This is a genomic window from Diaphorobacter sp. MNS-0 (assembly GCF_019602835.1).
Lineage (GTDB): Bacteria > Pseudomonadota > Gammaproteobacteria > Burkholderiales > Burkholderiaceae_C > Diaphorobacter > Diaphorobacter nitroreducens.
Map to the genome: position 1 here is coordinate 3,502,501 of NZ_CP080761.1, position 16,627 is coordinate 3,519,127.

At 67.8% G+C, this 16,627-nt stretch carries 20 protein-coding genes (1 of these 20 cut by a window edge); 2 read left to right on the top strand and 18 right to left on the bottom strand.

Translation table 11 applies throughout. The annotated features are described in order from the left end of the window. The 7 genes from K2L43_RS16595 to K2L43_RS16625 all read right to left on the bottom strand — a co-directional run. Positions 1 to 937, bottom strand: partial view of a chemotaxis response regulator protein-glutamate methylesterase gene (locus K2L43_RS16595; protein WP_220638035.1) — the 5' portion only. Its footprint begins 176 nt before the window's first position; the window shows 937 of its 1,113 coding nt (coding positions 1-937); its start codon is at positions 935 to 937; the stop codon falls past the left edge of the window. Positions 938 to 974: 37 nt separating this feature from the next. Beyond that, positions 975 to 1,712 (bottom strand): chemoreceptor glutamine deamidase CheD, encoded by a 738-nt coding sequence (gene cheD / locus K2L43_RS16600; protein WP_220638036.1) that lies wholly within the window; start codon positions 1,710 to 1,712, stop codon positions 975 to 977. Positions 1,713 to 1,751: 39 nt separating this feature from the next. After that, entirely contained in the window at positions 1,752 to 2,645 is an 894-nt protein-coding gene (locus K2L43_RS16605; RefSeq protein ID WP_172208667.1) for a CheR family methyltransferase, read from the bottom strand. Positions 2,646 to 2,693: 48 nt separating this feature from the next. Beyond that, positions 2,694 to 3,182: a chemotaxis protein CheW gene (locus K2L43_RS16610; protein WP_011806876.1), complete on the bottom strand. Its 489-nt coding sequence runs from the start codon at positions 3,180 to 3,182 to the stop codon at positions 2,694 to 2,696. 33 nt (positions 3,183 to 3,215) lie between these two features. Beyond that, positions 3,216 to 5,348 (bottom strand): chemotaxis protein CheA, encoded by a 2,133-nt coding sequence (locus tag K2L43_RS16615; protein ID WP_220638037.1) that lies wholly within the window; start codon positions 5,346 to 5,348, stop codon positions 3,216 to 3,218. 51 nt (positions 5,349 to 5,399) lie between these two features. Beyond that, entirely contained in the window at positions 5,400 to 5,762 is a 363-nt protein-coding gene (locus tag K2L43_RS16620; protein WP_011806878.1) for a response regulator, read from the bottom strand. A gap of 68 nt (positions 5,763 to 5,830) precedes the next feature. Then, a complete protein-coding gene (locus tag K2L43_RS16625; RefSeq protein WP_220638038.1) occupies positions 5,831 to 6,277 on the bottom strand; it encodes a hypothetical protein in 447 nt (148 codons plus the stop codon). Positions 6,278 to 6,427: 150 nt separating this feature from the next. Between K2L43_RS16625 and K2L43_RS16630 the strand changes: the two genes are divergently transcribed. After that, positions 6,428 to 7,549, top strand: a complete 1,122-nt coding sequence (locus K2L43_RS16630) for an ATP-binding protein (RefSeq protein ID WP_220638039.1) — start codon at positions 6,428 to 6,430, stop codon at positions 7,547 to 7,549. Then, complete coding sequence (locus tag K2L43_RS16635; protein ID WP_220638040.1) at positions 7,546 to 8,175, top strand: response regulator transcription factor; 630 nt, start codon at positions 7,546 to 7,548, stop codon at positions 8,173 to 8,175. The genes K2L43_RS16630 and K2L43_RS16635 overlap by 4 nt, the downstream gene beginning before the upstream one ends. 98 nt (positions 8,176 to 8,273) lie before the next feature. Here the strand turns inward: K2L43_RS16635 and fliR are convergent, their stop codons facing one another. The 11 genes from fliR to K2L43_RS16690 all read right to left on the bottom strand — a co-directional run bounded on the left by fliR (position 8,274) and on the right by K2L43_RS16690 (position 16,620). Beyond that, the gene (gene fliR / locus K2L43_RS16640) at positions 8,274 to 9,044 is read right to left on the bottom strand and encodes a flagellar biosynthetic protein FliR (RefSeq protein WP_011806882.1); all 771 of its coding nucleotides are present in this window, start codon (positions 9,042 to 9,044) and stop codon (positions 8,274 to 8,276) included. Between the two features lie 5 nt (positions 9,045 to 9,049). After that, positions 9,050 to 9,319 (bottom strand): flagellar biosynthesis protein FliQ, encoded by a 270-nt coding sequence (gene fliQ, locus K2L43_RS16645; protein WP_011806883.1) that lies wholly within the window; start codon positions 9,317 to 9,319, stop codon positions 9,050 to 9,052. A gap of 10 nt (positions 9,320 to 9,329) precedes the next feature. Continuing rightward, complete coding sequence (gene fliP / locus K2L43_RS16650) at positions 9,330 to 10,085, bottom strand: flagellar type III secretion system pore protein FliP (RefSeq protein WP_011806884.1); 756 nt, start codon at positions 10,083 to 10,085, stop codon at positions 9,330 to 9,332. Then, positions 10,078 to 10,440, bottom strand: coding sequence for a flagellar biosynthetic protein FliO (locus K2L43_RS16655; RefSeq protein ID WP_220638041.1), 363 nt, complete (start codon positions 10,438 to 10,440; stop codon positions 10,078 to 10,080). Before K2L43_RS16655 ends, fliP begins: the two co-directional genes overlap by 8 nt. 7 nt (positions 10,441 to 10,447) lie before the next feature. Continuing rightward, entirely contained in the window at positions 10,448 to 10,897 is a 450-nt protein-coding gene (fliN, locus tag K2L43_RS16660) for a flagellar motor switch protein FliN (RefSeq protein ID WP_011806886.1), read from the bottom strand. Further along, complete coding sequence (gene fliM, locus K2L43_RS16665; RefSeq protein ID WP_011806887.1) at positions 10,887 to 11,891, bottom strand: flagellar motor switch protein FliM; 1,005 nt, start codon at positions 11,889 to 11,891, stop codon at positions 10,887 to 10,889. The genes fliN and fliM overlap by 11 nt, the downstream gene beginning before the upstream one ends. Positions 11,892 to 11,906: 15 nt before the next feature. After that, entirely contained in the window at positions 11,907 to 12,479 is a 573-nt protein-coding gene (gene fliL / locus K2L43_RS16670; RefSeq protein ID WP_220638042.1) for a flagellar basal body-associated protein FliL, read from the bottom strand. 208 nt (positions 12,480 to 12,687) lie between these two features. Beyond that, the gene (locus tag K2L43_RS16675) at positions 12,688 to 13,998 is read right to left on the bottom strand and encodes a flagellar hook-length control protein FliK (protein ID WP_220638043.1); all 1,311 of its coding nucleotides are present in this window, start codon (positions 13,996 to 13,998) and stop codon (positions 12,688 to 12,690) included. Between the two features lie 2 nt (positions 13,999 to 14,000). Continuing rightward, the gene (fliJ, locus tag K2L43_RS16680) at positions 14,001 to 14,465 is read right to left on the bottom strand and encodes a flagellar export protein FliJ (RefSeq protein ID WP_220638044.1); all 465 of its coding nucleotides are present in this window, start codon (positions 14,463 to 14,465) and stop codon (positions 14,001 to 14,003) included. A 27-nt stretch (positions 14,466 to 14,492) separates the two neighbouring features. After that, a complete protein-coding gene (gene fliI / locus K2L43_RS16685) occupies positions 14,493 to 15,896 on the bottom strand; it encodes a flagellar protein export ATPase FliI (RefSeq protein ID WP_041836108.1) in 1,404 nt (467 codons plus the stop codon). Beyond that, the gene (locus K2L43_RS16690; protein WP_220638045.1) at positions 15,886 to 16,620 is read right to left on the bottom strand and encodes a FliH/SctL family protein; all 735 of its coding nucleotides are present in this window, start codon (positions 16,618 to 16,620) and stop codon (positions 15,886 to 15,888) included. The genes fliI and K2L43_RS16690 overlap by 11 nt, the downstream gene beginning before the upstream one ends. Positions 16,621 to 16,627 lie beyond the last annotated feature (7 nt).

Consider the following 16,627-nt stretch of genomic DNA (forward strand, 5'->3'; position numbering starts at 1 on the left):
GCATCTCACGCATGGCAGCAGCGCCATCCCCGCCCATGCCGGTGAGCATGATGCCGTAGGCATTGCGCCCCACCACGGCAGCTGCCGACTTGAACAGCACCTCCACCGAAGGCTTGTGCCGGTTGACCGGCGGGCTGTCATCCACCACCGCTACATAGTTGGCGCCGCTGCGTGCCAGGTAGAACTGCCGCCCCCCCGGCGCAATATAGGCATGGCCGGGCAGAATCCGCTCGCCGTTCACCGCCTCTTTGACCGTGATCTGGCACAGGCTGTTGAGCCGCGCGGCAAAACTGGTGGTGAACCCTGGCGGCATGTGCTGGGTGATCACGATGGCCGGAGAGTCCGCCGGCATATGGATCAGGACCTCGCGGATGGCCTCGGTGCCGCCGGTCGACGCGCCAATGCAGATCACCTTTTCGGTAGAGACGCGCCCCAGCAGCGCCGACGCCGTGGGAGCGGGAGCCGGCGCGGTAGCGGCACCTGCATCGGGGTGGACAATGGCGGCGGCGCTGCGCGCGGGGGCGCGCCGCACATGGGCCACGGCCGCAACGCGGATCTTGTCCACGATCTGAGCCGCCAATTCGTTCAGTCCGCTGGACAGCCCCACGCGCGGCTTGGCGACGAAATCCACGGCCCCCAGTTCGAGCGCCCGCATGGTCACTTCGGCGCCGCGCTCGGTCAGGGTCGAGATCATCACCACGGGCATCGGCCGCAGGCGCATCAAGCGCCCCAGGAAGTCGATGCCGTCCATGCGCGGCATCTCCACATCGAGCGTGATCACGTCGGGATTTTTCTCGCGGATCATCTCGCGCGCGATCAGCGGGTCGTTGGCCGTGCCGATGCACTCCATGTCGCTCTGGCGGTTGATGATCTCCGACAGCAGGCTGCGCACCAATGCCGAATCGTCCACCACGATCACCCTGATCTTGCCGCTCATGCCTTTCAAATCCTTGCTGTGTTGTTAGTGCCGCCGATCAGAACAGATCCACGGAGCCTCCGCTGGTGGCGCGCGCCACGGTAGCCGCGTTGCCCCGCACCACTTCCTGCTCCAGCGTTTCTGGATGGGCATGCGCCAGGCGCTTGACCATCACCTTGCCTGTCACCGGAAAGAACACCACTTTGCGCGGATAGATGTCGAGCACGTCCTCCGACACCACCGGAATGCGCTCCGTGGCCAGATAGTCTTGCACAAAGCGGGTGTTGCGCTCGCCCACGTTGAGCGTGGTGAAGTTGTGCATCACCTGGGCACCGCCGAAGATCTTGGCCTGCAGCGTCTCGCGGCGAGCGCCCAGCTTCATCATCTCATTGATGAGCAGTTCCATGGCGTAGGAACCATACCGGCCCGACGCATCGGCGCTGTCCCCCTCGGGCAGCATGAAGTGGTTCATGCCTCCCACGCGCATGCGGCTGTCCCACAGACAGGCGGCAATGCACGATCCCAGCACCGTCATGATGGCCAGGCTGTCGTGCGAGACAAAAAACTCGCCTGGCAAGACCTTCACCGCGTTGTGCTGGAAATGGTGATCGAAAAAGAAAAACGATGCCTCACCCGGCCTGCGCGGACAGGCCTTGAGCTCCTGCAGCGTCATGGCAGGCGCGGTGCCTGCCGGGGCATTCACAGGCAGAGGCGTGATGCGGGGCGTGCGCCGGCGCTCCAGGCCCCCGCCCGGCAAGGCAGAGGGCCGTGGATCAGCTCCGGGTGTGATGCTCATGGATCGCCAGCGCCTCGCGGTAGGTCAAACATGCCCGCATCAGATGCGTTCGTACACCGTCTTGCCTCGCAGGGCAAAAAGGTCGCGCGAATCGCTGAAGTTCTCGGCATGCCCCACGAACAGCATGCCGCCGGGCTTGAGCACACGGTGGATGCGCTCCAGCACCCGTCGCTGGGTGGGGCCGTCAAAATAAATCATCACGTTGCGGCAAAAGACCACGTCGAAGGGCTCGCGGAACGGCCAGTCGTCGCGGATCAGGTTCACGCTCAGGAACTCGATGGGTTTGCGCAACTCGGGGCGCACACGTGCCAGCCCGGCGTTGCCGCCCTTGCCGCGCAGAAAGAAGCGCTGCAGACGCTCTTGGCTCAAGCCCTTCAGACCGTCGAGGCGATAGACCCCGCGGGCGGCCGTGGCCAGCACCCGCGAATCGATGTCGCTGGCCGTCAGCTTGAAAGACGCGTTGTTGCCCAGGGTTTCCAGGACGGTCATCGCGATCGAGTAAGGTTCTTCGCCGGTCGATGCCGCATTGCACCAGATGTTCCATGGCCCGGCAGAGCGCATGCGCAGCAGCGACGCCAGGATCTCGAAATGGTGTTGCTCGCGAAAGAACGCCGTGAGGTTGGTGGTCAGGGCGTTCACGAACTCCTGCCACTCCGGCCCGTCGTGGCCTTCCAGCCAGCTCAGGTACTCATGAAAGCTGTCGTACCCGGTATCGCGCAAGCGGCGCGACAGGCGGCTGTACACCATGGCGTGCTTGCCATCATGCAGGCTGATGCCGGCGCGCTGGTAGATCAGGGACTGCACCCGCGCGAAGTCCTGATGGGTCCAGGCGAACTCGCGCCCTTCGCCACTCTCGGCCACGGGAGCAGCAGCCCCCGCAGCGGGGCGGGCCGGGCGCCGTGGCGCGGCGGTGGGGCTGGCGGTCAGGCTCATGGCGCGCTCGTCAACGTGTGTATAGCGGGAAGGCTGCGGCTCGCCGCATCAGTCCCCGGCCATGGCAAGGCCCATGTCCATGCCGGCCATGAGTTTTTCGATGTCCAGCAGGATGAGCATGCGGTCGCCCACCGAGCCAAGCCCGCGGATGCACTGCGCGTCGATGGAGCTCTCGATGTCCGGGGCCGTGCGTACCTGCTCGGGCGTCAGCTCCATCACGTCGCTCACGGAATCCACCACGATGCCCACCACCCGCTCGCGCAGGTTCAGGATGATGACGACCGTGAAGCTGTTGTACTCGGCTTGCGCACAGTTGAAGCGCAGCCGCATGTCCACGATCGGCACGATGGTGCCTCGCAGGTTGGTCACCCCTTTGATGAAAGCCGGCGCATGGGCGATGCGCGTGGGGTTTTCATAGCCGCGGATTTCCTGCACCTTGAGGATGTCGATGCCGTATTCCTCCTGGCCCAGGCGGAACGTCAGGTATTCCCTCGCGCCCGCAGCCGTGGTCTCTGCACCCTTGTCCACCAGACTCATGCCCTCACTCCTCGTCGTTCAGCGTTTCGCAATTCAGTGGCGCGCACGGCGCACCAGGGCAGCCGTGTCCAGAATCAAGGCCACGGTGCCATCCCCCAGAATGGTGGCGCCCGACACGTTGGGCACCTTGCGGTAGTTGGTCTCCAGGTTCTTCACCACCACCTGGTGCTGCCCCAGCAGTTCGTCGACCAGCACGGCCACGCGGCTGCCATCGGCCTCCACCACCACCATGATGCTGCTGGTGGAATTCGCGTCGGGGCGCGGCACTTGGAAGATCTTCTCCAGCGCCACCACGGGCATGTATTCGTCGCGCACCTTCACCAGCTGGGAGCCCTGGGCCACGGTGTTCACTTCGCCACCGTTGACCTGGAACGACTCCACCACTGACGACAGCGGCAGGATGTACACCTCGTCGCTCACGCCTACCGACATGCCGTCCATGATGGCCAGCGTCAGCGGCAGGCGCACGGACACACGCATGCCGTAGCCTTCAGCGGAATCAATCTCCACCGAACCACCCAGCGCGGTGATGTTGCGCTTGACCACGTCCATGCCCACGCCGCGGCCCGAGACATCGGTCACCACATCCGCCGTGGAGAAACCGGGCGCGAAGATCAGGTTCCAGACCTCGCTGTCGGGCATGGCGTCGGAAACATCCAGCCCACGCTCGCGCGCCTTCTTGAGGATCTTCTCGCGCGACATGCCCTTGCCGTCGTCGCGCACCTCGATCACGATGGAGCCCCCCTGGTGCGATGCCGACAGCGTGATGGTGCCGTGTTCTGGCTTGCCCGCAGCCAGGCGGTCGGCGGGCATCTCGATGCCGTGGTCGCAGCTGTTGCGCACCAGGTGGGTCAGCGGGTCGGTGATCTTCTCGACCAGGCTCTTGTCCAGTTCGGTCGCCTCGCCGTGGGTGACGAAATCCACCTTCTTGCCCAGCTTGCCCGCCAAGTCACGCAGCATGCGCGGGAATCGGTTGAACACGATCGACATGGGAATCATGCGGATCGACATCACGGATTCCTGCAGGTCGCGCGTGTTGCGGTCCAGGTCGGCCAGGCCTGCCAGCAGTTGCTGGTAGACGCCCGCATCCAGGCCACGGCTGTTCTGCGCCAGCATGGCCTGGGTGATGACCAGTTCGCCCACCAGGTTGATGAGCTGATCCACCTTGCTCACCGCCACGCGGATGGTGGACGATTCCATGGAGGCCTGCGCGCCGCCCTTGGCCTCGGCGGAGGCGGCACGCGCGGCGGGCCGCTCAGCAGCACTGGCCGGTGCGGCGGCAGGAGCGGCCTCGACAGGCACGCCCGGCGCGCCGGCAAAGAAGCCGTACGGCTCGGCCAGGGCCGCAGCGGATGGCTCTAGCGGCTCATGGGCCTCTTGCGCGGCAGGCGCCGCGGAGGTCGCCGCGTCGTGGATGGCCACCTGCTCTTTCGCCACATGGAATGCGAACAGGTCCAGCAGATCCTCGTCCGTGGACGTGGTCTGCACCGCGAACCGGCGCATGCCGGGGCGGTCTTCCGGCAGATCGTTGATGCTGCCCAAGCCCGGGATGTCGCGGAACAGGTCCTTGATCGCATCGGCCAATGTCACCTGGGCCAGTGGACCGATGTGGATCTCCAGCGAGCGAGCGCCGCCGGGGACCGCCGCAGCGGGCACCACCGGCGCCACCGCGGGCGTTGGCGCAGGAGCCGCAGCAGCCACAGGCGCTGGAGCGGGCGCCGCTGCGGCGGGTGCTGCCGCTGGCACGGCGCCGGCCGCCAGTTCGCTGATGCGGCGCACGAGGTCATGCGTGGAAACCGCCTCACCCTGCCCGCCCGCCTGATGGCGTGCCAGCAGGCTGCGCGAGGCGTCCGCCGACTCCAGCAGCACGTCCACCATCTGCGGGATCAGCTGCAGTTCGTGGCGGCGCAGCCGGTCCAGCAGCGATTCCATTTGGTGCGTGAGTTCCGCCACATCCGAAAAACCGAAGGTGGCCGAGCCGCCCTTGATGGAATGCGCGCAGCGGAAGATGCCGTTCAGCTCTTCGTCGTTGGCGGCATCCACGTCCAGGTCCAGCAGCATCTGCTCCATCTGGTCCAGGTTCTCGCCGGCCTCTTCGAAGAAGATCTGATAGAACTGGCTGAGGTCAAAGTCCGCGCCTGCGCCCTCTTGGTAGGTATCCGCCATGGTCCCGAGTTCCTGTGTGCTACGTCGTAGGTGTTGGTGTGGCCGGCGCGATCAGCGGATGACCTTTTGGATCACTTCGATGAGGCGCGTGGGGTCGAACGGCTTGACCAGCCAGCCGGTGGCGCCCGCGCTGCGGCCGGCCTGCTTCATCTGGTCGCTGGATTCCGTCGTGAGGATGAGGATGGGAATGCTCTTGAAGCGCGGATGCTCGCGCAGCTTGCGCGTGAGGCCGATGCCGTCCAGGCGCGGCATGTTCTGGTCGGCCAGCACCAGATGGATGTCGTGGGTCTCGGCCTTTTCCAGCGCGTCCTGGCCATCCACCGCTTCCACCACGTGGTACCCCGCTCCGGTGAGCGTGAAGGAAACCATTTTCCGCATGGACGGAGAATCATCGACCGCAAGAATGGACTGCATGTAAAGCTCCAACGACTTTTGATTTGAATAAGGTTAATGGGTTGGGAGATACGGGAACCGCGCCTGGATCAGAACAGCTCGATCGAGCCGGCCTCCATCTCGCTTTGCGTGACAGGGTTGGGCCGATCGGGCACCACGCCCTCCAGCGGCGCGGCGTCCTCCCCCTCTTCTTGTCCCATGGTCTCGGCCGCCAGGCGAAAGGCGCATCCCTGCAACACCTTGGTAGTGTGGATGATGAGCTGGGTCGCCATGTCGTGAAACTGCAACTCCGTCACTGCACTGCGCAAGGCGGTGCGCAGATCGGCCAACTCTGCCGACGCGCCGATGAGCTCATCCGTCAGCGAGGCGTTGGCCTCGCCGAAACGCGCGAGCAGGTTCTCGGTGGCGTGGTTGAGCAGCCCTTCCAGCCGGTGCAGGTCGTGCATGGCCATCAGCAGGGAATCCTGCAACTCGGCCGCCACCATGACGGGCACCTGCGCGGCAGGCCCATCTGGCGTATTTAGCGTAGATTGCATCGTTTCTCCATTGCTGCTGGCGCATAGCCGGCGGCACCATCGTCCGGGGCCCAATCCTGTCGCCTGTGCTGCAGCATTACGGCATCCGTTGTACCGCGCCACAGGCTGGAATGACCGTTTCGGGCCCCAATTTGTTCCAATATGTATCCTATGATACCCACTCCCACCGATCTTGAGGCCCCGAAAAGACCCGTGCGAGTGCTGCATCTCGAGGACTCAACCGCCGACCACGCGCTGGTGCGGCTGACGCTGCGGCGCGCCGGGCTGTCCCATGAGATCCACCAAGTGGACTCCCTGGAGGCCTTCACCGGGTGGCTGGAGCGGGAATCGTTCGACGTGATCCTGGCGGACTACCGCCTGCCCGGCTTCACGGCGCTGGATGCCTGGCGCATCGTGGAGCAATGCCCGGGGCACCCGCCCTTCGTGCTGCTGTCCGGCGCGATCGGCGAGGCCGCCGCGGTAGACGCCATGCGGCTGGGCTTTGCCGACTACCTGCTCAAGGACGACATGGCGCGCCTGCCGCATGTGCTGGCGCGTGCGATGGAGGTCGCGCAGGCCCGCCGCGCGCGCGAGGAGGCCGCGGCCGAGTTGGCCGAGTCCCGGCAGCAGTTGGCCGACCTGGCCGAGCACCTGCAGACCTCCATCGAGGAGGAGCGCGCCGCCATCGCGCGCGAGATCCATGACGACATCGGCGGCGCGCTGGCCGCGGTGAAATTCGACCTGGCCTGGATCGGCCGCCACGCCGGTGAGGACGGCCTGCGCGAACACGCCGGCACCGCCACCGAGATGCTGCAGCACGCCATCGACGCGGCCCAGCGCCTCATGATGAACCTGCGCCCGCCCGTGCTGGACCAGGGCCTCGTGGCCGCCGTGCGCTGGCTGGCCGAGACCTTCGAGCGCCGCACGCGCATCCCCGTGCGCGTCACCGCCAGCCGCGAGGCGCTGGACGTGCCGCCCGCGCTGCAACTGGTGGCCTACCGCACCGCGCAAGAGGCGCTGACCAACGTGCAAAAGCACGCGCAGGCCGGCCAGGTGCGCATCGATCTGTCGGACCACGAGGACGTGCTGACGCTGGAGGTGACCGACGACGGCCGCGGCATGGCGCCCGAGATGCGCAAGAAACCCCGCTCCTTCGGCCTGCAGGGCCTGCAGGAGCGCGCGCGGCGCGCGGGCGGCTGGATGGACATCAGCAGCCGGCCGGGGCATGGCACGTCGGTGATCATGACCGTGCCGCTAACATCGCCCGCAGGCAAAGCAGGAGATGTGCAGTGATCCAGGTGGTGCTATGCGATGACCATGCCGTGCTGCGGCGCGGCATACGCGACACGCTGACCGAGTCGCCCGATATCCGCGTGACCGGCGAGGCCGGCAGTTATCCCGAGTTGCGCGAGGTGCTGCGCACGGCCGCCTGCGACGTGCTGCTGCTGGACCTGAACCTGCCCGGGCGCAGCGGCCTGGAGGTGATGGCCAGCCTGAAAGAGACGCACCCGGACATCAAGGTGCTGATCGTCTCGATGTATCCCGAGGACCAGTACGCGCTGCGCTGCCTGAAGGCCGGGGCGCACGGCTACGCCAACAAGGCGGGCGACCCGGTGCAGCTCATCGCCGCGGTGCAGACCATCGTGCAGGGGCGCAAGTACCTCACGCCCGAGGTGGCGCAGTTGCTGGCCGACAGCCTGGCGCAGCCCACGCCCGAGCTGCCGCATGAATCGCTGTCGGAGCGCGAGCTGCAGACGCTGGTGAAGATCGCCTCGGGCAAGCGCCTGTCAGACATCGCCGAGGAGCTGATGCTCAGCCCCAAGACCGTGAGCGTGTACCGCGCGCGGGTGCTGGAAAAGCTCAAGCTGGCCAACAACGCGGAGCTGACGGTGTACGCGATCCGCAATCGGTTGGTATGAAAACAATAGCTGCTACCGCTTGATGCACAAGCACTTCAATATGTTTTGATATTGAAAATGGCTTGCAGCAAGCGCTGGCAGCTCTCTTTTTTGACCGGCTAACGCGGCGCGGCGAACAGGTCGATGGACTGCTGCAGCAGCGCCAGCATGGGCTGCTCCAGCATCGGCAGTGTGGCCGTGATGCCCAGCATGCCCACGGTGAGCGTGACCGGGAAGCCCACGGCATAGATGTTCATCTGCGGCGCCACGCGCGAGATGATGCCCAGGGTCAGGTTCACGAACAGCAGCAGCGCAATCATGGGCAGCGCGATCCACAAAGCGCTGGAGAACAGCGACGCGCCCAGCTCGTGCAGCCGCATCTGCCCGATGGCCTGCAGAAAGTTGCCGCCCACGGGGAAGCTGTCGAAACTCTTGACCACGGCCATCAACACCATCAGGTGGCCGTTGATCACCACGAACAGCAGCATGGAGATGTTGCCGAAGAAGCGCGCCACCGCGCTCACCTGCGCATTGCTCGCGGGGTCGAAGAAGGAAGCGAAGTTCAGGCCCATCTGCAGGCCGATGATTTCGCCGGCCAGCTCCACGGCCGCGAACACCAGCCGCACCGCAAAGCCCATCGCCAGGCCAATCCCGACCTGCTGCACCACCGCGCCCGCGGCCTCGCGGCTGTTCAGGCTGATGACCGGCTGCTCGGGCAGCACTGCCTGCGCGCACACCGCCACCAAAAAGGCCAGCCCGATGCGCGTGCGCACTGGGATCACGCGCATCGAGAACACCGGCGCCGACGTGAACAGAGCCAGCACGCGCAGGAACGGCCACAGCACCGGCGACAGCCAGGCCATGATCTGCGCCTCGGTGAAGGTGATCAAGATGCCTACCCGACGACGGACGGTATGGCCTCGATCGTGCGGCGCAGGAAGTCCACCAGCGTGGTCAGCATCCACGGCCCGGCGATCGCGAACACCACCACGGCCGCGATCAGCTTGGGCACGAAGGCCAGCGTGGCCTCGTGGATCTGCGTCACGGCCTGGAAGATGCTCACCAGCAGGCCCACGGCCATCACCACCCCCAGCACCGGCATGGCGATCATCAGCAGCAGGGTGAGCGCATCGCGGCCCATGGTGAGCACGAACTGGGAGGTCATGCGAAATCCTTCACGTCGCGAAGCTCGCGGCCAGCGAGCCGATGAGCAGGTTCCAGCCATCGGCCAGCACGAACAGCATGAGCTTGAACGGCAGCGCCACCAGCACCGGCGACAGCATCATCATGCCCAGCGACATGAGCACGCTGGAGACCACCATGTCGATGATCAGGAACGGAATGAAGATCATGAAGCCGATCTGGAAGGCCGACTTCAGCTCGCTGGTCACGAAGGCCGGCACCAGCACGCGCAGCGGCGCGGTCTCGGCCGTCACGCCCTCGTCCAGCTTGGCCAGGCGTGCGAACAGCGCGAAGTCGGACTGGCGCGTCTGCTTGAGCATGAAGCCGCGCATGGGCGCCTCGGCCTTCTGGATGGCCTGCTCGAAGGTGATGGCGTTGGTGGTGTAGGGCACGTAGGCCTCCTGGTACACCTTGTCCAGCGTGGGCCCCATGACGAACAGCGTGAGGAACAGCGACAGGCCGATGATGACCTGGTTGGGCGGCGCGGACTGCGTGCCGATGGCCTGGCGCAGCAGCGACAGCACGATCACGATGCGCGTGAAGCCCGTCATCATGAGCAGCACGGCCGGCAGGAACGACAGCGCCGTGAAGAACAGCAGCGTCTGGATGGGCACCGAGTAGCTCGTGCCGCCCGGCCCCGAGCCGATCACCAGCGGCAGCGCACCCGCGGGCTGCTGCTGCGCCCAGGCGGCGCCCGCCAGCAGCAAGCCAGCCGCACCGGCCGCGATGCCGCGCACGGCCTTATGCATGGCCGTCTCCGCCCGCATTCGCCGGTTGTACGGTCTGCGCGCGCGCGGCCGCCATCTCGGCGGCAAACGAAGGCGCTGGCGCCGACCCCGGCGCTGCAGCCGCCGGCAGTACATGCAGGCAGTTGATCTGCTGCGCGGTCACGCCCAGTACCAGCAGCGTGCGCTGCTGCGGCGGGCCGACCTCCACGGTCACCACGCGCTGCTGCGGCCCCACGGCCACCGCCGAAAGCACACGCGAGGCACCGCCCGCATGGGCCTGCAAGCCGGCTTGGCGCTGCTGCAGCCGGCGGACCAGCCACGGCAAGGCCGCCAGCGCGCCGACGAACAGCACCACCAGCAGCAGCGTCTGCGTCATACCCACGCTATCCACGGCTGACGCGGCGCAGCCGCTCCGAAGGCGTGACCACGTCGGTCAGGCGGATACCGAACTTATCGTTCACCACCACCACTTCACCCTGGGCGATGAGGTAGCCGTTGACCAGCACGTCCATGGGCTCGCCGGCCAGCGCGTCCAGTTCGACCACCGACCCCTGGGCCAGCTGCAGGATGTATTTGATCGGCACCTTGGTGCGGCCCAGTTCCACCGACAGCTGCACCGGAATGTCCAGCACCATGTTGATGTCGTGCACCTGCGGCTCGCCGCCGGCGGCATAGGGGCGCGCGGGCTCGCCCGACAACGGGCCTCCCTGCTCGGCATCGATGGTCTGCCCGTCGACGCGCTTTTGCTCTTCCAGTGCCTCGGCCCAGCCGGCAAACGGGTCGTCCGCAGCGGACCCGCCAGAGTTGTCGTTGTGGTCGGATTCAGTTGACATTCTTTTCTCCCATCCAGTGCGCTTCGGCACCGCGCAGGCATTCCTCGATGCGGATCGCGTACTTGGAGTTGTGCGTGCCGTACTGGCACTCGAAAACGGGCACCCCCTCGATGGAGGCGCGGATGCGCGGCTCGCGCTCCAGTTCGATGAAGTCGCCCGGCTTCATGGCCAGCAGTTGCTCCACCGTGGCGTCGGCGCGCGCCAGCTCGGCCACCAGGGTGACCTCGGCGGCCTGGATCTCGCGCGTGAGCACGCGCACCCAGCGCCGGTCCACCTCGATCGCGTCACCCTGCACCGACGAGTACAGCACGTCGCGGATGGGCTCCAGCGTGGCATACGGCATGCAGATGTGGATCGCGCCGGCCAGGTCGCCGATCTCCAGCTGGAAGGCGGTGGACACCACGATCTCGCTGGGTGTGGCGATGTTGGCGAACTGCGGCTGCATCTCCGAGCGCTGGTAGGCCAGCTCCAGGGGGTAGATGCCTTGCCAGGCCTTCTTGTATTCCGCGCAGATCACGTCCACCAGGCGGTTGATCACGCGCTGCTCGGTGGCCGAGAAGTCACGCCCTTCGATGCGGGTCTGGAACTTGCCCACGCCGCCGTACAGCGTGTCGATGATGCCGAACACGAGCGACGGTTCGCACACGACCAGGCCGCTGCCGCGCAGCGGACGAATGGCGACGATGTTGAAGTTGGTCGGCACCACCAGCTCGCGCAGGAAGGCGCTGTAGCGCTGCACCGACACGGTGCCCACGGAGATCTCAGGGCTGCGGCGGATGAAATTGAACAGGCCGATGCGGAAGTTGCGCGCAAACCGCTCGTTGACGATTTCCATCGTCGGCATGCGGCCGCGCACGATGCGCTCCTGGCTGGAGATGTCGTAGTTGCGGACGGCGCCGGCCTCGATCTCCTCCTTGACGGTCTTCTGGCTCTCGCCCGTCACGCCCTCCAGCAGGGCATCGACTTCTTCCTGGGACAGAAAGGACTCACTCATGGCTGCAACCTTTCCTCACTGGATGATGAAGCTGGAGAACAGCACCTGCCGCACCGGATTGGTGTCGGCGCGGGGACGGGGTTCTTCTTCTTCGACATCCTCGTCCAAGGGATCGCGGCTGGCCGAGCGCTTGCGCGGCTTGGGCACGCTGTAGCCCAGCGGGCGCGACACTTCGCGGCGGATGTCCACCGCCAGCTTCTCCTTGCCCTCGCGCGTCAGCAACTCGTCGGACGTACGCTGCGACAGCAGCAGCAATACGCCGCTGCGGATGGTGGGCATGTAGGCCTTCACCTGGTCCGCCGTCTTGCCGTCGGCCAGCTCCAGCGTGATGCCCAGCTGGGCAAAGCGGTCGCCGCCGGGGTCGGCCAGGTTGACCACCATGTTGTCCATGGGCAGGAAGGTGGGAGGTGTCTTGGGCGTGCCCGCCTGGGCGACCGCCCGGCCGCCGCCCTCCTCGTCCTCGGCCGCGTGGCGCTGGGACAGCATCATCCAGGCTGCGGCGCCGCCCGCCACCAGCACCAGGGCGAGAACGGCCAGGATGATGATCAGTTTCTTGCTTTTGGCCGGAGCAGCAGTGTTGTCGGACACGTTGGGGCTTTCTTGCGCAACAAGGGCAGGGGAAGTGGGCTGCGGGCGGCGGGCCGAAAGGCCCTTCCCCGCAGTGATGGCCGATTATTGAACGCCCCGGCGCCCCGCGAAAGCCAGAATAAGCGCCCAAAACCCGGGTTTTCAGCCGCATGCGCCCCGATGCGCACCGCTGCCGCCGGGGCGGCACAGGGGCCACCCCGGCGGTGCGTCAGACGAAGATATCCACCGAGCGCTCGGCCACGCCCCGTCCGCCGCCGGACTGCCCCGCAGGCGCGGGGGCCTGCACGGCGGCCTGGCGCGCGCCCGGGCGGCTCTCGTCCCGTCGGCCCTGCCGGTCGGCGGCACCGCCACCCGCCGTGTCCACCGTCACGCCGGCGAGCTGCAGCCCCTCGCGCTGCAGCATCTCCCGCAGCTGGGCCGTGCTGCCGTCCAGCCACTGGCGCGCATCGGCTTGGTCGCTGCGGAAGGTCACATGCGCCTCGTCGCCCGTGAGCGCCACCCTCACCTCCACGGGCCGGCCATCCTGGTCCAGCGTCAGTTCGGCATTCTGGGTTTTCTGGTGCACCCAGTAGGCCACCTGCTCGGCCAACTGATCCGCCAGGGCGTCCTCTGCCCCGGCCATGCCCGCCAGCGTGGCGTCGGCCGACTCCAGCCCGGCCCCCTCGGCAGGTGACCTGAAAGGCTCCGCGCCCGAAGTGCCCGCGGCAGCGTCCGCACCCCGCAGTCCCGCGGGGGTGGCGGCCCCGCCCGCGCCCGCCGCTGCGGAGCCAGGTGCGGCGCCCGAGATGCCCGCGGGGGCTGCCTGCGCAGCCATCCATTCGCCGGGCTGGGCCTGCAACGGCGTGCCAGCGACGGGCACGGCGTCGCGCCGCTGCGCGGTCGCATCCACGGCCTGGGACACCTGCGCCGCAAGGTGCGACACCGTGTCCGCTGCCTGCTGCAGGCCAGAGCGCGCCGCATGGGCACCGGCGCGCAAGGCATCCCCTGCGGCGCTGGCGGCGTCCTGTGCCGCAGCCTGCAGTGCCATGCCTTGCGCGCGCCAGGCTGTGCCGCGGCCCGCGGCGCTGCCGGGCCCCGCCATGGAGGCCCCGCCCTGCAGAGCCGCCCGCTCCGTCGCGCCGTCCAGCAGGGCGGTCTGCCCCACCAGCGTATCCTGCCCCGCGCGCACCAGGCCCAGGCCCAGGCGGCCGGCCAGGGCATCCGCCTCGGCTGCGATCGACTCACCCGTCCGCTGCGCGAGCGCGGCTCCCGGCTGAAGACCCGCCGCCCAGGCTGCCAGCGCGCCCGCGTCCGGCAGCGCCTCGGGCGACTGCAATGCCTCGCCAGCCACCGCCAGCGTGTCCAGCACCGTGGCCGCGCCCTCGCCGCCGCCCAGAGCGGCCAGCAGCAGGGCAAAGCCGTCGCCCTGCGCTGCCGCCTTGTCCTCAGCGGCGCTGCCAGCCTTGGCGGAGGCGCCCCGGGCGCCGCGCGCCTCGTGCGCAGCCGTAGAAGGCGAGGAGGAAATACGGGTCTGTTCCATGGTCAATACTCCTGATCCTGCGGGGAGCGTGCCCCCCGCCCGGCGCGCAACGCGGCGCGCTCATCGGTTTGTTTCTGTTCACGGCGCTGCTGCTGTAAGGCCACCTCGGCGCGCCGCCGCTCCAGCACCTTGCGCAGGCTGGCCAGGCGCAGTTCGGCCTCCAGCAGCGCCTGCCGGGCCTTGTCCACACGCACGTCCTGCCCGCTCACCACGCCCGTCTGCAGGCCGATGGCATGGTCCAGCCGGCCCATGAATTGGTAGTGGTGGTACATCACCTCGGGTTGCATGGCGCTGTCGGCCTTCATGCCCCAGCGGCTTTGCGTTTCCGCGGCGTAGCCCGTGAGCTGCTCCAGCTGGGCCTGCGCGGCATGGCGCGCATCCTGCACGTTCTTGAGCGCCTGGCGCGCGGCGTCGCGCCGGCGTTCGGCCAGCTCCACCGCCACCTCGAAGGCCTTCAGCGACGACATGCGGCGTGCCCTCCCATCGCCCTAGCCTCACGCGCCTTCCAGCGCCTGGCCCATGGCGGCGATGCTGTCGTCCATGGGGGCGGCCTCGAACATGCTCTGCTGCAAAAAGGCGGTCATGCCCGGCTGCAGGCGGATCGCCTCGTCCAGCTGCGGGTCGGATCCGCTCATGTATGCGCCGACCTGGATCAAATCGCGGCTCTTCTGATAGCGCGAGTACACCGCGCGGAAGCCGCGCGCCAGCTCGAAGTGCGCGCGCGGCACGACGTTGTGCATCACGCGCGAGGCAGATTGCTCGATGTCGATGGCCGGGTAGTGCCCGCTTTCGGCCAGCGCGCGCGACAGCACGATGTGCCCGTCTAGGATCGCGCGGGCTGCGTCGGCGATCGGGTCCTGCTGGTCGTCGCCCTCGGACAGTACGGTGTAGAAGGCGGTAATGGAGCCCACGCCGTTCAGTCCGTTGCCGCTGCGCTCCACCAACGCCGGCAGCTTGGCGAAGCAGCTGGGCGGGTAGCCCTTGGTGGCCGGGGGCTCACCGATCGCCAGGGCGATCTCGCGCTGCGCCATGGCGTAGCGCGTGAGCGAGTCCATGAGCAGCAGCACATGCTGGCCCTTGTCGCGGAAGTGCTCGGCAATCGCCGTGGCATAGGCCGCGCCCTGCATGCGCAGGAGCGGCGGTGCATCGGCCGGTGCGGCCACCACCACGGCGCGGCCGCGGTCCTGCACGCCCAGGATGTCTTCGACGAATTCCTTGACCTCGCGCCCGCGCTCACCGATCAGGCCGACCACGATCACGTCTGCCTGGGTGTAGCGGGCCATCATGCCCAGCAGGACGCTCTTGCCCACGCCCGAGCCGGCGAACAGGCCCAGCCGCTGGCCACGGCCCACGGTGAGCAGGGCATTGATGGCGCGCACGCCGGTGTCCAGCGGCTCGCGCACCGGGTCGCGCTCCATGGCATTGATGGGGCGGCGGTCCATGGGCTGGGCCGTCACTTGCGCCAGCGGTCCCGCATGGTCCAGGGGGTTGCCCTGCGAATCCACCACACGGCCCAGCAGGCCGTCACCCATGGGAAGAAGCAGTGCGCCCACGCCCGCGCCGGCTTCCTCCACCGGCGCCGCGCCCAGGTGCAACGCCGGCACGTAGGCGGGAGCCGGCATCACGCTGGCGCCGCTAGACAGGCCATGGATGTCTCCCGCGGGCATCAGGTAGGCCGTGTCGCCCGCGAACCCCACCACCTCGGCCAACACTGGCTCCTGGCCGTTCATCTGCACCTGGCACTGCGACCCCACGGGCACGCGGATGCCGGTGGCTTCGAGTACCAGGCCGGTCAGGCGGGTGAGCGTGCCGCGCGTCTCCAGCGGCTGCTCCGGCGCCAGGCGCGCGCGCGCCTGTGCCATGAAATCATCCCAGGCGCGGGCCGGCTCAATCGCCATGGTCCACGTCCTTCCAGGCCGCGGTCAGACCCAGCGCGGCAATGGCGCGGCGCCAGCGCTTGTCCAGCGACCCGTCCACCACCATGCCGCCCGACTCCACCTGGCAGTCGCCGGGCTCCACGGCGGTGTCGGCCAGCCACTGGATGCGGCCGGCGGGAAACTCCTCCCGCAGCGGCTGCTCCAGCGCGGCCCAGTCGCCCGGGTTCAGGCGCACGGTGGCGGGCCGCGCCTCGCTGACCAGCATGCCCAGCGCCTCGCGCACCACGGGCAGTACCGCCTGGGAATTGCCCGCGACCTCCTGGCGCACCACCTGGCGCGCGATGTCGCAGGCCAGTTGCAATACCTCCTGCGCCATGCCCTGCTGCATGCCGGTGAAGCTTTCTTCCAGCGCCTGGGCGAGCCGGGCCAGCCGCTCGGCGCCTTCGCGCCCCTGGCCGGCCACGTAGTCGTCCATGCGCTGCTGCCACTGCAGCCGCGTCTGCTCCTGGCCTTCGGCCAGGCCCTGGGCATAGCCCTCTTCGCGCGCCTGCTGCACCAGGGCCTGGTGCTGCGCCTCGTCGATACCGGGCGCAACGGGATCCGCCTCGGGCTCCAGCACCGGCGGCTCGGGCGCCAGCGGCTGGCTGCCCGGGGGAAACTCCACGTCACCGAACTCCCAACGGGTGACGTCGCCCACCTCTTCGCGCGGGATGAAGCGGGTGTAATAACGCAGGGACCGGGTCATTGATCAG

What these genes read in the sequence shown, in the direction of transcription:
- cheD (WP_220638036.1), bottom strand. Translation starts at nt 1,712, where the DNA reads ATGAGCATCACACCCGGAGCTGATCCACGGCCCTCTGCCTTGCCGGGC.
- K2L43_RS16605 (WP_172208667.1), bottom strand. Translation starts at nt 2,645, where the DNA reads ATGAGCCTGACCGCCAGCCCCACCGCCGCGCCACGGCGCCCGGCCCGC.
- K2L43_RS16610 (WP_011806876.1), bottom strand. Translation starts at nt 3,182, where the DNA reads ATGAGTCTGGTGGACAAGGGTGCAGAGACCACGGCTGCGGGCGCGAGG.
- K2L43_RS16615 (WP_220638037.1), bottom strand. Translation starts at nt 5,348, where the DNA reads ATGGCGGATACCTACCAAGAGGGCGCAGGCGCGGACTTTGACCTCAGC.
- K2L43_RS16620 (WP_011806878.1), bottom strand. Translation starts at nt 5,762, where the DNA reads ATGCAGTCCATTCTTGCGGTCGATGATTCTCCGTCCATGCGGAAAATG.
- K2L43_RS16625 (WP_220638038.1), bottom strand. Translation starts at nt 6,277, where the DNA reads ATGCAATCTACGCTAAATACGCCAGATGGGCCTGCCGCGCAGGTGCCC.
- K2L43_RS16630 (WP_220638039.1), top strand. Translation starts at nt 6,428, where the DNA reads ATGATACCCACTCCCACCGATCTTGAGGCCCCGAAAAGACCCGTGCGA.
- fliQ (WP_011806883.1), bottom strand. Translation starts at nt 9,319, where the DNA reads ATGACCTCCCAGTTCGTGCTCACCATGGGCCGCGATGCGCTCACCCTG.
- fliP (WP_011806884.1), bottom strand. Translation starts at nt 10,085, where the DNA reads ATGCATAAGGCCGTGCGCGGCATCGCGGCCGGTGCGGCTGGCTTGCTG.
- K2L43_RS16655 (WP_220638041.1), bottom strand. Translation starts at nt 10,440, where the DNA reads ATGACGCAGACGCTGCTGCTGGTGGTGCTGTTCGTCGGCGCGCTGGCG.
- fliN (WP_011806886.1), bottom strand. Translation starts at nt 10,897, where the DNA reads ATGTCAACTGAATCCGACCACAACGACAACTCTGGCGGGTCCGCTGCG.
- fliM (WP_011806887.1), bottom strand. Translation starts at nt 11,891, where the DNA reads ATGAGTGAGTCCTTTCTGTCCCAGGAAGAAGTCGATGCCCTGCTGGAG.
- K2L43_RS16675 (WP_220638043.1), bottom strand. Translation starts at nt 13,998, where the DNA reads ATGGAACAGACCCGTATTTCCTCCTCGCCTTCTACGGCTGCGCACGAG.
- fliJ (WP_220638044.1), bottom strand. Translation starts at nt 14,465, where the DNA reads ATGTCGTCGCTGAAGGCCTTCGAGGTGGCGGTGGAGCTGGCCGAACGC.
- fliI (WP_041836108.1), bottom strand. Translation starts at nt 15,896, where the DNA reads ATGGCGATTGAGCCGGCCCGCGCCTGGGATGATTTCATGGCACAGGCG.
- K2L43_RS16690 (WP_220638045.1), bottom strand. Translation starts at nt 16,620, where the DNA reads ATGACCCGGTCCCTGCGTTATTACACCCGCTTCATCCCGCGCGAAGAG.